This is a genomic window from Verrucomicrobiia bacterium (assembly GCA_019634625.1).
Classification (GTDB): domain Bacteria; phylum Verrucomicrobiota; class Verrucomicrobiia; order Limisphaerales; family CAIMTB01; genus CAIMTB01.
In genome coordinates this window covers 65763-80827 of sequence record JAHCBA010000017.1, presented here as the reverse complement: position 1 = coordinate 80827, position 15065 = coordinate 65763, and the positions used below count along the sequence as shown (strand labels likewise).

Genomic DNA, 15065 nt, shown 5'->3' with positions numbered 1-15065 from the left:
TGCGGTCCATCCTTACCCCCCAACCCAACCCCGCATCCCTCCCGTCCCCACGATGCCCATGAACCCGTCCCCCCGACTCGCCCGCGGCCTCGCCTCCCTCGCCCTGGCCCTCCTCGCTGCCCAGCCCTTCTCAGGGCATGCCGCTTCGGACGAGATCGCCCTCTTCAACGGACGCAACCTCGACGGCTGGGAGGGACATGCCGACATCTGGTTCGTCCGCGACGGCGCCATCACCGGCCAGACCCGTCCCGAGACCGCCCTCAAGCACAACACCTTCCTCGTCTGGAAGGGCGGCACCATCGAGGACTTCGAACTGCGCCTCTCCTACCGGATCGTCGGCGGCAACTCCGGCATCCAGTACCGCAGCCGCGTCGTTCAGCAGGGCGCCCAGGGCCCCATCGTCGGCGGTTACCAGGCCGACTTCGAGGCCGGCACCACCTACTCCGGCATCCTCTACGAGGAACGCGGTCGCGGCATCCTCGCCCAACGTGGCCAGTTCACCCGTATCACTCCCGCCGATGACGGACGTCACCGCGTCACCGTCCTGGGTTCTCTCGGCAGGACCGAGGACATCCAGGCCGGCATCAAACCGGAACAGTGGAACGACTACCTCATCGTCGCCCGCGGCAATCGCCTCACCCACCTCATCAACGGACGCGTCACCGCCGACGTCATCGACGATGACCCCGCCCGTGCCGCCGCCTCCGGCGTGCTCGCCTTTCAGGTCCATGTCGGTCCCCCGATGACCGTTCAATTCAAGGACATCCGCCTCCGCCACCTTGCCCCCGCCCCCGCCCCCACCCTCTCCGACCTCGACCGCTTGGCCGGCGAGTGGATCGGGCACGCCGGCCGCCGGGACGGCTTCGACATCCCCGCCGACTGGCTGTCCCAGGTCCACCTCAAGATCGAAGGCGATCGCTATGACGTCCGCTGGGACGACGGCGGCGATCGCGGCACGATCACCCTCGATCCCTCGGCCAGTCCCAAGCGCATGGACATCGATGGCACTTCGGCCGGTCGGGTGTACGGGATCTACGAACTCTCCGGCGACCAGCTTCGTGTCGCCTACACCCCGGAAGGCGGACCCCGCCCCCGCAACTTCGACACGCCGGCCGGTTCCTCCACCCTCACCATCACCTATCGCCGGAAGTAGCCACTCCCGGCCTCCACCGGCTCAACGCTCACGGCTCCGCCTTCGCCACCGACGCCCGCTCGCGCAACCAGGCCAGATCCTCGTTGTTCGGGTACTGCAAGGCGATGTGGTTGGGAATCCATCGCTCCCGGGCCAGCCGCGTGGTCTCCGCATTCCGCCAGCGACGGCTCTCGACGTGCCCGTCCGCAAAGCTGAACGTCCCGGACCGGTTGTGCTGAACCGAGGGCAAGTGGTAGTAGAGGTCCGGAAGCCACCCGCCCAGCGAGATCACGAAGCCGGGATAACAGATGTTCCCCGGTGCCGTGTCGATGAACTGCAGCAGCCTCGAGGCGCTCCCCACGCTCAGATCGCTGGTCTTCCTGAACGCATGATGCCGGCTCGACACATACGGGAAAATCTCCAGCGGCGGATCCTGCCACCCCATGTACCCGTTCAATGCATACGACCGCACCTTCGGATGCTCGCGCCCTTCCAGCTCCACCGTGCTCCGGTCGGCCGGACACTTGTACACCGCCGCCGATCCAAGGTAGGAGCCAAACGCCGCATGGCGGGGATCCAGCAGGAACGTCGTGTTCGTGAAGGTCTCCGGTTCGCGATGCGACGCCCCCATCACCCACAGGCGCCGCCCTTCGACCGTCTCCGGAATCCCATACCCGTTCGGCGCCAACCGGTCCTCATGATCGTCCGCGTAAAGCTGCCACGTCAGCCCAAGCTGGCGCAGATGGTTCATGCACTGGATCCGTCGCGCCGAGTCCCGTGCCCGCGACAACCCGGGCAGCAGCAGACTCGCCAGAATCGCAATGATGGCGATCACCACCAGCATCTCGATCAGTTGAAAGCCCTCCGCCCGACGCCCGCTGCGCCGCTCCTCCCCGCCGACCGTACGTCCCGTCGTCACCGGCGCACCCTACCACCGCCCCCCGCCCGCCGAAAGGCGCCGCTCCCATGACCCGTATCCGCGTCCTCGATTCCCACACCGCCGGAGAACCCACCCGCGTCGTCCTCGAAGGCGGTCCCGATCTCGGTCGCGGTCCCCTGCCCGGGCGCCTCGCCGCGTTCCGCGCCCATCACGACCCCTTCCGCTCGGCCATCGTCAACGAACCGCGCGGCTCGGACGTCCTCGTTGGCGCCCTCCTGGTGGAACCCTTCGATCCCTCCTGCGCCGCCGGCGTCCTCTTCTTCAACAACGTCGGCTATCTCGGCATGTGCGGCCACGGGACCATCGGGCTGGTGGTGACCCTGGCCCACCTCGGCCGCCTCCAGCCCGGCGAGTGCCGCCTCGAAACCCCGGTCGGCATCGTCACCGCCACCCTCCATCCCGACGGCTCGGTCTCCGTCCGCAATGTCCCCAGCCACCGCATCGCCCGCGCCATCACCGTGGAGGTGCCCGGACTCGGACCCGTCACCGGCGATGTCGCCTGGGGCGGGAATCCGTTCTTCCTCGTCGCTCATCATCCCTGGACACTCGACCTGGCCTCGGTCGGGCAACTCACCGACATCACCTGGCGCATCCGGCAGGCCGTCAATGCCGCCGGCCATCCCGAGGTGGATCATGTCGAACTGTTCGGCCCGCCGGGTGCAGGCGGCCATTCCCGCAACTTCGTGCTCTGTCCCGGCCGCGCCTATGACCGTTCCCCCTGCGGCACCGGCACCAGCGCCAAGCTCGCCTGCCTGGCCGACGACGGCGACCTCGCCGAAAACCAGCCCTGGATCCAGGAGGGCATCCTCGGCACCACCTTCACCGGCCACTACCAGTGGCTCGACCGCACCCGCGGCATCATCCTCCCCACCGTCACCGGCACCGCCCACGTCATCGCCGACGCCACCCTCCTCCTCGATCCGCGCGACCCGTTCCAATGGGGCATCCGCCCCGCCTGAATCCCAGCCCCCTTCAGCCGCCCCTGTCTCCCTTATTTCAGGATCTCGTCGAAGAAGACCTTCATCGCCTCCCAGCTCCGTCGATCCGCCTTCTCCTCGTAGGCCGCTCCGCGCGTCGGATCGCTGCCCGCATTCCAGTCGGTGAAGCTGTGGACCGCGCCCCCGTAGCTGACCAGTTGCCAGTCCACCCCGGCCTTCCGCATCTCCTCCTCGAACGCCGACACCTCCGCCGGCGGCACGAACGGATCGTCGGCCCCGTGCAACACCAGCACCCGCGCCGCCACCCGCCCGCGCTCCGCCGGATTCGGCGTCCCCAGCCCCCCATGGAAGCTCACCACCCCCCGCAGAACCGCCCCGCTCCGCGCCAGTTCCAAGACCGTCGTTCCCCCAAAACAATACCCGATCGCCGCGATCCGGGTCGGGTCCACCACCGCATGCCGGCGAAACTCGTCCAGCGCGGCCCGGACCCGGGCCTGAAGCAGCGGCCGGTCCTCCTTGTATGTGCCCGACAACTGGGCCGCCTCCTGCGGCGTCCCCGGCCGCACGCCCTTCCCGTAAATGTCCGCGCAGAACACCGCATACCCCAGCCGCGCCAGCATCTCCGCCCGCTTGTGTTCGTAGTCCCCCAACCCCCGCCATTGATGCACCACCAGCACCCCGGGACGCGGACCCGCATGGGACGTATCCCAAACCAATGCCCCCTCCAGCACCACCTCCCCCTGCCGGTATTCCACCGTCCGTCGCTGGACCGACGCCGTTGCCGAAACCGCCGCCAGAACCAGGGCCGCCGTCACTTGCCAGACTCGCACGTTCATCGACTCACAGCCTGACGCCTGCCCGTCTCCGGTCAATCTCCACTCCTTCGGCGATCTGCCGGGTGCAATGGAATGGCGCCTCACCTGTGCCGGAATCGGATCCTGAGGGACGAACCCCGCGAGTCCCCATCCCATCGCTCGACCTGGGCGAACGGGTTCACCCGTTGGCCCGACGGGTACTGGTTGCCGTCATGAACGAGTCTCCGACGTCCGCGCCCCGCACGCTTGCCGAAGGGACACCCTCAACCCTCCAGGAGCGCGAAGGCTGCTGCGTAGTGCTCCGTGTGACTCAGGCTCACATGCAGCTCCCGAGCGCCGCGAGACGTCATCAGGTCCCGTCCACGCCCGTGAAGGACAATCATCGGGGCGCCGGTGGGCCGGTGGGCCACCTCGATGTCCCCCCAGCCCAGGCTGGCTCCGATTCCGGTTCCGAATGCCTTGGAGACCGCCTCCTTCGCGGCAAAACGCGCGGCGATGTGCGGCCCGGGTTTCACGTGGCCCTGGCAGTACTCGATCTCCCGGGCGACCAGCACCCGGCGCAGGAACCGGTCGCCGAACCGTTCGACCATCGCCGTCATTCGGGACACCTCGATGATGTCGATACCCGTGCCAAGGATCATCGCGGTCCCAGGGCATAACCCTGCATTCGTTCCAGAAAGGCTCCGACAGCCACGCCCAGGCCGACGGTCAGGGCGTGACTGACCAGGCTGTGCCCGATGTTGAGCTCTTCGAGATGAGGCACGCGGCTCAGGAGGACCGGGAGGTTTTCCAGGGTAAGACCGTGACCGGCGTTCACCCGAAGGCCGCTCCCTCGTGCCTGCTCCGCCGCGGAGACCAATCTCATGAGGGCTTCCTCCTCGCCCGCACCCTCCCGTCGGGCCTCCGCGAAACCCCCGGTGTGGAGTTCGATGAACGGGCTGCCTGATGCCGCCGCGGCGGCGATCTGTTCCGGATCCGGCGTCACAAACAGGCTCACCGCGCATCCGATCCGCTCCATCCGGCGGCAGACTTCCGCGACCCGGGTCCGGTGCGCAACCACATCCAGACCGCCCTCCGTGGTGATCTCCTGGCGGTGCTCCGGCACCAGGCAGACGAAATCCGGCCGGACCCGTTCGGCGATGGAGACCATCTCCTCGGACAGGGCCATCTCCAGGTTCAGGCGCGTCCGGATCCGCTCCCGCAACGCAAACACATCGCGATCCTGGATATGCCTCCGGTCCTCCCGCAGATGGGCGGTGATGCCGTGAGCCCCCGCCTGCTCACAGACCAGGGCCGCCTCGACGGGATCCGGCTCACCCCACGGGCGTCCGCGGTAGCGGGCTTCGCGCAGAGTGGCGAGGTGATCGATGTTGACACCAAGCCTCAGCATGGAAGTCAGGGGATTCGCGCCTCCAACCCGCCGCCGGACTGTAGCCCCGAGACCTGCCCCGGCCGGCCGCGTCGCACCGGAGGCGCCGGAGGATCCTGCCACCCCGGAAAACCCGGGTTGTGAATCCATCGCAACAACTGAGTCCATTCGAGGGCGCTTAACCCGAGTTGCGAACTCCGCGTCAGGACCACCCGGGTCGGCGTCTCCAGCACCAGCTCGGTGATGGTGTCACCCAGCAGCGGGCCGGCCCGGTCGATCCATGCTCCACCGGCAACCTGGATGAAGCCCTCCTTGTTCCTCGGCCATTGGGCGGGGGGATGACGAAGCATGATTCCGAGCTGTGCGAGTTCCTTCAACTGGACCAGCCGCCCGACGTGGTTGGTGACCTTGTGGGTGACCCCACCCGCGCCGGTCTGGCTTTCCACCCACCGCAACCCTGTCATCTCCCAGTCGTACATCAGGAGGTTCGTCCTCCCAACCACCTGCCGCATCAGCTCCGCCGGGGCTGGATCACCGCCGGGGGGCGCCGGAAAAAGCCCGCCGACCAACAGGGGCGGATCGCTCTCAGCACGGCCTTCGACAAACGGTGCCAGGTATCCAAGACCCATGACCTCGACCCGGGACGCGCGGTTGGTGACGCGCAACGCGAAGGTCTGGCCCTGCCAGGCGTGGTTGGTCATGAACCGCAGTGGCAGTGCCGGCATCAATTCCGTCAGGAGATTCGCCGGGTTCGCCGTCTCGGCCGCGAAATACTGCAGCCAGGGAAACCCCGCCACCGACCAGAGCAGGAGGCGCTTCGGCCATTCCGTCACGCCCAATTCCGAAAACAGCCCCAGCCGGCTCAACCAGCGGTCCGCTCCATGCATGGCAGTGAACCCCACCAGCGGATCCCGAACCAGATTCGTCGGCACCTGCCACGGCTCCAAAGGCCCCGCAACCGCCTCGGCCAGATCCAATCGCGCCTCGGTCCGGAACCGTCCCTGACGCGGCGTCATGCTCCACTCCATCCAGCGTGGCCACTGATCCAGGGGACCCAGCTTCGCCTCGCCCCATCCCATCAACCGGGCCCAACGCTCCGGACTGCCCTCGATCCACAGAACGTGGTCGTGCTTCGGTTCGCCGGCCCCGGCACTCACCCGTTGCACCAAGGCCTCCCACGCCCCTTCCCCACCCCCGATCATCGCCCACTCCCCGTTCGCCTCGAACCGCACGCCCCCGCCCGGTGCCCGTTCCAAGGCCCAGGCGCCTGCCGTTGCCGCCTGAGCCACCTCCCCCGAGTCCGAAACCTCGCCCGGCCCTGCCCCGGCATCGCTCGATGAACCTTCACCGGGCTCAGCCAGCCCTTCCGCCGGCTCATTCCCCCTGAACTTGGACTTTTCCAGACCCTCCGCTTCGCGCGTGTCGTCTTCGGACCCGGCTTCGCCGGGCCCTGGCTCTGGCGAGGTCGCGGGATGGTCCTCCTCGATGCCTTCCCTGCCCACAGCGGACTCGGCACTGCGCGGGCGGTTTGCGTCGATCGCATCCTCGACGGATGAGGACCCGCCAAGGGCCGCCAATTCGGCGGCCCAGGTCGCACATCGCTCTTCACCCAACCGCGCCGCCACCGCCCAACCCGTGATCCGATCGCCTCCCGCCTGCACTTCCACCAAGAACTCGGCACGGACGAACTCGCGCACCAGCGCCTCGATGGTCGCGGTGTGGTTGGTAATCCCTGCCGGGGCCCCCCACCACAGGGGCAGATTCGACGCGAGGCGACTCACCCCTTCGACCAGCAATTGCCGGGTCTCCGGGAGTGCCACAATCGCCGCCACCGGCGCCAGGTCCGATGCAGCGACCACCGCGTCAACTCCCACGAAGTGCTGCCGCAGGATCGTCGAAGTGCCCCTCTCAGCTTCGGGTTCGGTCCCACAAGCCGTCAGAACCGCCATCACACCGGCTGCGATTACAATGAAGCGCATAAACGAGAACCGCTTGCATGCCAAACCCGGGAACTCTGCGCAATGGCTGAATCGCAGCCCAAATCGCCGCATGAGCCATGGCGGCGGCGGCGGACGGTCGCAGATGGCGCCATCAGGCGGGCAAACTGGGCCGGCGGCTGGCCGGAAATGCCTTCGTCCGGTGTTCAACGCTCTGTCGGGCGCTTGAATGAAGGGGCAATCCGACCTCGGGAAAGTCGGCCTTCGGGCCCATTTCAAATCATTATGTCAGGCATTTTAAAGTTGATCCCTTTGTTCTTCCGCCACACCTTGCGCGGGGTCAGCGAGTTCTCCGCAATCCTGCAGGCTCCCTCACCCTCGACTGCTCAACAAACAGCGCCCATCCCCACCTCATGAGAATCCCACGCATCAAGGCCGATCCCTCCCTTCCGTCGACGTACCATTGCATGTCCCGCGTCGCCGGCCGCCTCCATCTCCTCGACGACTCCGCCAGACACAAGCTCATCAACCTCCTCCACCACCTCGCCCGATTCTGCGACATCGACGTCATCACCTTCTGCATGATGTCCAACCACTTCCATCTCCTCATCCGTGTCCCGCCCAAACCCCTCCCCGACTCCATCCCGGACGACGTCATCCTCGCCAAACTCGAGGACTTCTACGGCCCCAAGGCCACTCTCCCCACCCTCGCCCGTGCCGCTCTCAAGAAGGGCCAACCCATCCCCGACGACATCCGCCAAGCGGTCCTCTCCCGCATCGCCGACCTCTCCGTCTTCCTTCAGGAGTTCAAGCAACGCTTCTCCCGCTGGTACAATCGTCGCCACGACCGCACCGGCTACCTCTGGGGCGAACGTTTCCGCAGCGTCCTGGTGGAAGACTGTCCCAGCACCCTCCGCGCCATCGCCGCCTACATCGACCTCAACCCCGTCCGCGCCGGACTGGTCAACGATCCCAAGGACTACCGCTTCTGCGGCTACGCCGCCGCCCTCACCGGCGACAAGGTCATCCGCCGCGGAATCATGGGCTTTCTGGGGACCCAGGACTGGAGCGCGGCGTCAGCAGAATATCGCCTGGCGCTATACGTGATTGGCGGGACGTCAGGACGGAGCGACAAGCGGGTGCTCGATCCGGAGGCGATTAAGGCGGAACTGGCGCGGGGCGGGAAATTGCCGCTGGGCCAGATCCTGCGCCTGCGGATCCGCCACATGACCGATGGGGTGTTTCTGGGATCGAAGGAGTTTGTGGACCAGATGTGGGAACGGCACCGGGACAAGTTCGGCAAGCGGCGCAAGAGCGGCGCACGCAACATTCGAGGCGCTCCCATCCCCGGGCTCACCGTCCTGCGCGATCTGCGGGTCGATGCGGTGGGGTAAGTCGCCGGACCTGAGGCGTCATGCTCGTTGATCGCAGGAACCAACCTTGGGGGACAACGCACAGACCAGGGGGAGAGCGGACAGGGCATGACCGACGACCACACCCGCAAGACATCCCTCCCTTTTGCCACTCGCCTTCATCCCGCCCGTCCCTCAACCTCATCCCTCCAAGGGGGTGCGGGCAACCTGGCTTCGTTGGCGCATCGGATCCCAGGTCGGCGATCCGTTGGAAGCTCCCATAACGACATTCCTTCGCCCCCATGACTTCATCGATGAAAGACCAACTGCTCGGCTGGTTGCGAAAACCGGACTACGTCCCCGCAACCCTCCCAGACCTCTTCCGGCACCTGAGCCTCCCCGAATCCCGGCGCACCGAGTTCCGGAATCTCGTCCGGAGCCTGGAGCGGACCGCCCAACTCGTCCGCATCAAGGGCGAACGCTACATCCTCCCGCGCGAAGCCGACCTCATCCCGGGGCGCATCCGCATTAACCGCCAGGGAAAGGGCTTTCTCATTCCCGACGATCCGGCCATCCGCGAGATTGTCATTCCCGAACGCGCCACGGCCACCGCCCTGCATGAAGACAGGGTCCTCGTCCGGCGCGATGTTTCCCCCAAGGGACTCCGCCCCCATCCCGCCGACGAGAATACCGGCTCGGTCATCCGCATTCTCGAACGTCGCCGCAATCAACTCGTCGGAACGCTCCGTCACGGCCGGCGCCTGCTTTATGTGGTTCCGGACGATCCGCGAATCCCCCACGACATCGCCGTGCCCGAACCCAGGGATGTCGGGCGCCCAGCTCGGGAGGGCGACAAGGTGGTCGTTGAACTCAAGGAATGGGAATCCGACCACACCCAGCCCGAAGGCGAGATCATCGAGGTGCTCGGCGCTCCCGACGACGAGGGCGTGGACATGCTCTCCGTGCTCCGCCAGTACAACCTTCCCCTCCATTTCCCCCGGCGCGTCCTCCAGGAGGCCCGAGCCTACGGGGACACCGTCCATGCCCGCGACACCGCCGGCCGGGTCGACTGCCGGAGCCACCCGGTGGTCACGATCGATCCGGACGACGCCAAGGACTTCGACGACGCGATCTCGCTCGAACCCGCCGGGACCGGCCGCTGGCGGCTCTGGGTCCACATCGCCGACGTGTCGCACTATGTGAAGGCCGGTACCGCCCTCGATGCCGAAGCCCGCAGCCGTGGCAATTCGACCTACCTCGTCGATCGCGTCATCCCCATGCTCCCCGAGGCCCTCAGCAACGAACTCTGTTCGCTTCGACCCCGGGTGGACCGTCTGACCAAAGCCGTCGAATTCCTGGTCACCGACGACGGCCAGGTCCTCAAGGCCGCCTTCCATTCCGCCGTGATCCATTCGCAGCGCCGGTTCACCTACGGCGAGGTGCTTGGCATCCTCCGCCGCCCGGCCGCCGATCCCATCGAACACATGCTCCACGACGCCCACCGCCTGGCCCAGCGCCTGCGCAAGCGTCGCTTTCGCGAAGGAGCCCTCGCCCTGGATTTCCCGGAAATGAAGATCCGCCTCGATGACCAGGGTCGCGTGGAACGGATCGAGAAGATCGAAAACGACGAATCCCACCAACTCATCGAGGAGTACATGCTCCTTGCCAACGAGGCCGTCGCCCGCCGCCTCGTCCAAACGCGCATCCCTGCCATTCACCGCGTCCACGAGGCCCCCGATGAACGGCGCCTCCGCGAATACCGCGAGGAGGTCCTCTCCCACAATGTCCCCTGCGGCAACCTCACCCAGCGCGCCGAAGTCCAACGCCTCCTGCATCGCCTGGACGCCCTCCCCATCGGGCCCGCCCTCAAGATCGGATTCCTCAAGTCCCTGATGCGCGCCCGCTACGCCGTCGAACCCCTCGGCCACTTCGGCCTCGCCAAACGCCATTACGCCCACTTCACCTCCCCCATCCGCCGTTACGCCGACCTCGTCGTCCACCGCGCCCTCTTCGACAAACACCCCGAGGCAGGTGCCGCCCTCAAGGAAACGGCCGACCATCTCTCCCTCACCGAACGCAACTCCTCCGACGCCGAACGCGACAGCAAGGACGTCAAGCTGTTCGCCTACCTCGAAGCCCAGTTGCGGAACCGCCAGCCGCACCGTTACCCGGCGCTCGTCACGGACGTCCGCAACTTCGGCTTCTTCGTCGATGTCCCGGATCTCGCCATGTCCGGCCTGGTACCCCTTTCCACCATTCAGGACGAATTCTACGCCTTCGATGCCTCCCGCGGCCAGCTCGTCGGACGGCGCACCCGCCAGGTCATCCGCCTCGGCGACCGCATCGAGGTTCAGGTCGCCAAAGTCGATCGCGCCAAGAAGCAGGTCGATTTCCGGCTCGCCCAGGCCCCCGGACAAGCCCGCCCCGGACAAGCCCGCCCCGAACGACCCCAACGAAGGCCCCAACAAAGGCCGCTCCGGGAGACCCGCCCTCATCCCAGCCGCCCAACCCAGGATCGCACACTCCCTTCAACCGACCGCAGCCGCCAGGACCGCCGCGGCCCCCAGCCCGCCTCCGACCGCACCAACCGCTCCGACGCCACCAGGCCGTCCCATGGCCGCTCCACCGATGCCCGGACTCGACGTGGGAGACCGGGGAGACCGGGGAGACCGGGGAGACCGTTCCGCAACGCACCGCCGGCGCCGGCACCGGCCTCTGGCGCCCGCCCGTCCTCACGCCCGGTCAAGCCGAAGCGCAGATCCGCACCCGCCCGCCCCTCCTCCCGGCAGGCGCCGACGCAGGCGCCAACTACTCCCGCTGCAGCTCCATCACCGCGGCGCCGAAGGTGAACCCGGCTCCAAAGGCGCACAGCCCCACCCGCCCGTGCGCGCCTTCCCGGAGCAGTTCGGCAAGGACCAGCGGGATGGTGCTGCTGCTGGTGTTGCCGGCGTGTTTCACCCGGTTGATCAACCGCCCGCGCGGCAGCTTCAACCGCTGATCCACGGCATCGAGAATCCGCCCGTTGGCCTGATGCGGCACAATGTGGTCGAGCTGCTCGACCCCGATCTCGCTCTCGGCGCACGCCTCCTTCAGCAGCGCGATCAACTGCCGCACGGCCATCGGAAACACCTTCAGACCGTCCATGTTCACGTTGGGATCCCCCCGCCGCCCGTGATGCAGAATCGTGCCGTCCTCGCCCCGGGCGCTTAGCACCGGGCGATGCAGGCGCACCCGCGAACCCCCGAATTTCGCGGAGGCCGGTCCGTGGACCAACGTCGCCGTGGCGGCATCGGCAAAGACAATGGCCGTGTCGAAATCGTCCGGGTTGGTGTACTCGCTCATCGCCTCCGCCGTGACCACCAGGATATTGGCGTCCGGGCGCGACTGGCAGAAATCGAAGGCGGTCTGCAAGGCGTACAGGTACCCGGTACAGGCCGCCAGGATGTCGCTCGCCGCAAGATCCTTCTTCGCCCCCTCGCCTCCCAGTTGATGGTGAAGCAGGCATGCCATGCTCGGGCTGACTGAGATGGGCGTGCTGGTGCTCACGTATATGGCGTCGAGATCGTGCAGCGTCAGCCCGCCGGCACGCAGCGCCTCCCGGGCCGCACGCGTCGCCAGCGTCAACGCCGTCTCCCCCGGCCCCAGCAGCGGTCGCGACTCGATGCCGGTCCGCTGGAGAATGTCATGCGGCGTCCGGCCCTCGAACCGGCGCACCAGTTCCTCGTTGGTCACCACCCGGCCCGCAGGCCTGGGCGCAATGACGGAGATGCCCACCACGGACCGCTCGCTGGATCGCAACGGCACCGCTCGGGGCCGCTCTCCGGGAGCGGGCGCCCCGGCGCGACGCGTGATGACCGGGCGCAACTCGGTGGGCACCCGCTTGGGCAGTGCCGGTCCCACGGCCCGTCGGACAATCCGCGCCATCGGACTGCCGATGGGCACCTTCTCGTCCAAGGGCAGCAGATCGTGAATCACCCCCGAAACCGGGGCGCGAAGCTCGAAGGTGGCCTTGTCCGCCTCACAATCCGCAATCGGATCACCCGCCTCGATCGACGCCCCTTCCGCCACCTTCCATTCCACCACCGAGACGCTCTGATCGGCCGGACTCGAGCCCACCGCCTCGAGGACATACGCTCCGTCGGCCGCCGCCGCCCCGCCTTCCCAGCGCAGATCCAGCGCGCACAGGTCGGCCACGGCCTCGAGGATCCGGCGCAGACTGGGCAGGACCTCCATCTGGTTCAGATAATTGCACGGCGGATACGTGTCGAACCGCGTCACCCGCCGGACCCGGACCGCGCCTTCCAGTTCCTCCGTCACGCCGGCCACCACCTCGGCCCCGAAACCGCAGGTGAGATTGTCCTCGTGGACCACCACCAGCCGCCCGGTCCGCCGCACGCTGGCCGCCACACCCGCCCGATCCCACGGACTGATGGAACGTAGATCCAGCAACTCCACACCCACACCGGCCTCCTCCAGCAACCGCGCCGCCCGCAGACACAACGGCACCGTGCTGCCCCAGGAAACCATCGTCAGCTCGTCGCCCCGGGTCAGGGTTCGGGCCACACCCGGCTGCAGGATCTCCCCCAGCGCCCCCTCGGGCGCGGCCAGCGCCGGATCGTTGAGACAGACCTTGGGATAGAGAAAAACCGTCGGCCGCCCGGTGCCCTGGTTGGCAAAGGCCGCATTCAGCAACCCCGCCGCGTCCGCCGCCGAACTCGGCGTCACCACATCGATCCCCGGCACGTGCGCCATCACGCTCTCGAAGGTGTGCGCGTGAAACGGCCCGAGACCCGGGCGGTACGCTCCGCCAGGGGCCAGGATGATCACCGGGCAACTCCACCCCCCCCCGCTCCGCCAATGGATCGATCCCAGCTCGCACGCGATCTGGTTGTACGCCATCGGCAGAAAATCCGCGAACTGGATGCAGGCCACCGGCCGCCCCCCGGCCAGCGCCCGGCCCAGACTCACCCCCACAATCGTGGATTCGGTCAGCGGCGAATTGCGAACCTGACCCGGAAACGCCCGGGTCAGACCGCGGGTCAGACCGAATACGTCCCCCTTCGGATCCTCGATGTCCTCCCCATAGAGACTCACCCGCCCGTCCGACGCCAGATGGCGTCGCAGCACTTCCCGCATGGCCTCCAGCATCGTGTACGAACCGGCCACCGCCGGCAGCACCGTGGTCACCGACGGGGGAACCGCCGGCGGCGCGACGGCATCCACCGCCGCCGGGGGACGCGCATCCAGGTTGGTGGGAGGATTGGGAGCGGCCAGCGCCCGCTCGGCCGCCGCGCGCACCTCCACCTCGGCCTCCCGGTCGAGCCGGTCCAGCTCGGCTTCGGCCACCCCGCTGGCCAGCAACCGGCCCCTCAGGCGCTCCACCGGGTCCGCGTGCGACCGGACCCGCTTCAATTCCGCCTCGTCCCGGTACACCCGCTCGTCATCGGCGTTGGTGTGGTGGGTGAGCCGCTCGACCTCCAGCACCACCACCGCCGGCTCCCGTCGGCGAACCGACGCCACAATCGGCCCCAACGCCCGCCCCACCTCGATGGCATCCCGCCCATCGAGACGCCGGATCGGGATTCCCAAAAACTCCGCGGCCGGTCCCGACGGCAGACTGTAAAACGTCCTTCCCGCGGTCCGCGTCGAGATCCCGTAGCCGTTGTCCTCGATCAGGAACAGCACGGGAAGCCGGCAGCGGACAGCCTCGCCAATCGCCTCGAGAAACTCGCCCTGCTGCGTCGTGCTGTCTCCGTTCACGCACAGCACCAGCGGACCGGGTTCCCGAGCCGGGTGATCCCCGTTGCGGGCCCCGCGTTCCGCCGTCGCCCGCGCCACCAGTTCCTGGGCGACACCGACGGAAGGCAGGGCGTTGTTCCCGACCGGGCCTGCCATGGCCATCACCTTCACCTCCGGGTAACTCAGATGCGCCCCCATCTGCCGCCCCCCCGACGTCGAACCCGCCGTGCAGAGAAGCCCATGGAAAAACTGCTCGGGGGGGATCCCGCGGGCCAGCATCAGGGCCTTGTCCCGGTAATGCGGATGCAGCCAGTCCTCGGGGGTCAGGTGCTGCACAATGGCCGCCGAAGCCTCGTGGCCGGCCCCACCCACGTGGAAATAAGCCTCTCCCCGGTTCACCAGCTCCATCTCCACCCGATCCACCCACCGGGCCAGGTGCATGAACCGCAACAAGGCCAACGCCTGGGACACTTCACCCTCCGGGACCGGCACGACCGGTGTCCCGGCCTTCGTGCTCACGTCCCGCTGAACAGCAAACGCGGAATCCACGGGTGCGATGTTGCCCGGTTCCCCGTCCCCGCGAAAGCCAAACGTGGAGTGCCTGCGCCCCCGGGGCGCATCCCGGAGTTGTGGGTAGAGGCGCGAACTTCGCGAGGCATCGCCTCGGAGGGCCGAGTTCCACGAGGCCGCAACGATGGGGTGCGTTGGGATGAGGACTCGCGGAGCTCGTCCCTCCGATTGGCTGCCTCCTCACCGACAACTTGGGGATGCATCGCCTTCTGGATGGGACAGCCAAGCGCCGGGACCCTCGATGCCGACCCGCTTCCTTCCCGATGCCGTCCT

9 protein-coding genes and 1 pseudogene are annotated in these 15065 nt (G+C 67.6%); 4 read left to right on the top strand and 6 right to left on the bottom strand.

Annotated elements, in window-relative coordinates:
* Nucleotides 1-58 precede the first annotated feature (58 nt).
* A complete protein-coding gene (locus KF833_11950; protein MBX3746008.1) occupies nt 59-1153 on the top strand; it encodes a DUF1080 domain-containing protein in 1095 nt (364 codons plus the stop codon).
* A 28-nt stretch (nt 1154-1181) separates the two neighbouring features.
* Here KF833_11950 and KF833_11945 read toward each other — a convergent pair whose 3' ends face one another.
* Nucleotides 1182-2051: a type II secretion system protein gene (locus KF833_11945; GenBank protein MBX3746007.1), complete on the bottom strand. Its 870-nt coding sequence runs from the start codon at nt 2049-2051 to the stop codon at nt 1182-1184.
* A gap of 56 nt (nt 2052-2107) precedes the next feature.
* Between KF833_11945 and KF833_11940 the strand changes: the two genes are divergently transcribed.
* Nucleotides 2108-3031, top strand: a complete 924-nt coding sequence (locus KF833_11940; protein ID MBX3746006.1) for a proline racemase family protein — start codon at nt 2108-2110, stop codon at nt 3029-3031.
* Nucleotides 3032-3063: 32 nt separating this feature from the next.
* Here the strand turns inward: KF833_11940 and KF833_11935 are convergent, their stop codons facing one another.
* The 4 genes from KF833_11935 to KF833_11920 form a co-directional block, all read right to left on the bottom strand.
* Nucleotides 3064-3846, bottom strand: coding sequence for a dienelactone hydrolase family protein (locus KF833_11935; protein ID MBX3746005.1), 783 nt, complete (start codon nt 3844-3846; stop codon nt 3064-3066).
* Nucleotides 3847-4088: 242 nt separating this feature from the next.
* The gene (gene acpS, locus KF833_11930) at nt 4089-4466 is read right to left on the bottom strand and encodes a holo-ACP synthase (GenBank protein MBX3746004.1); all 378 of its coding nucleotides are present in this window, start codon (nt 4464-4466) and stop codon (nt 4089-4091) included.
* Nucleotides 4463-5215 (bottom strand): pyridoxine 5'-phosphate synthase, encoded by a 753-nt coding sequence (locus KF833_11925; protein ID MBX3746003.1) that lies wholly within the window; start codon nt 5213-5215, stop codon nt 4463-4465. Before KF833_11925 ends, acpS begins: the two co-directional genes overlap by 4 nt.
* 5 nt (nt 5216-5220) lie before the next feature.
* Nucleotides 5221-7053 carry a hypothetical protein gene (locus KF833_11920; protein ID MBX3746002.1) on the bottom strand — a complete coding sequence of 611 codons (1833 nt, stop codon included), beginning with the start codon at nt 7051-7053 and terminating at the stop codon, nt 5221-5223.
* A 491-nt stretch (nt 7054-7544) separates the two neighbouring features.
* Here KF833_11920 and KF833_11915 point away from each other — a divergent pair, with 491 nt between their 5' ends.
* Together KF833_11915 and rnr are read left to right on the top strand one after the other, a co-directional pair.
* Nucleotides 7545-8525 (top strand): transposase, encoded by a 981-nt coding sequence (locus KF833_11915; GenBank protein ID MBX3746001.1) that lies wholly within the window; start codon nt 7545-7547, stop codon nt 8523-8525.
* A gap of 272 nt (nt 8526-8797) precedes the next feature.
* Nucleotides 8798-10885: pseudogene (gene rnr / locus KF833_11910) on the top strand (ribonuclease R).
* Nucleotides 10886-11291: 406 nt separating this feature from the next.
* Here the strand turns inward: rnr and KF833_11905 are convergent.
* Complete coding sequence (locus KF833_11905) at nt 11292-14663, bottom strand: transketolase (protein ID MBX3746000.1); 3372 nt, start codon at nt 14661-14663, stop codon at nt 11292-11294.
* Nucleotides 14664-15065: the final 402 nt, after the last annotated feature.

Coding starts and splice junctions, on each gene's coding strand:
- KF833_11950 (MBX3746008.1), top strand. CDS start 59: ATGAACCCGTCCCCCCGACTCGCCCGCGGCCTCGCCTCCCTCGCCCTG.
- KF833_11935 (MBX3746005.1), bottom strand. CDS start 3,846: ATGAACGTGCGAGTCTGGCAAGTGACGGCGGCCCTGGTTCTGGCGGCG.
- acpS (MBX3746004.1), bottom strand. CDS start 4,466: ATGATCCTTGGCACGGGTATCGACATCATCGAGGTGTCCCGAATGACG.
- KF833_11925 (MBX3746003.1), bottom strand. CDS start 5,215: ATGCTGAGGCTTGGTGTCAACATCGATCACCTCGCCACTCTGCGCGAA.
- KF833_11915 (MBX3746001.1), top strand. CDS start 7,545: ATGAGAATCCCACGCATCAAGGCCGATCCCTCCCTTCCGTCGACGTAC.
- KF833_11905 (MBX3746000.1), bottom strand. CDS start 14,663: ATGCACCTGGCCCGGTGGGTGGATCGGGTGGAGATGGAGCTGGTGAAC.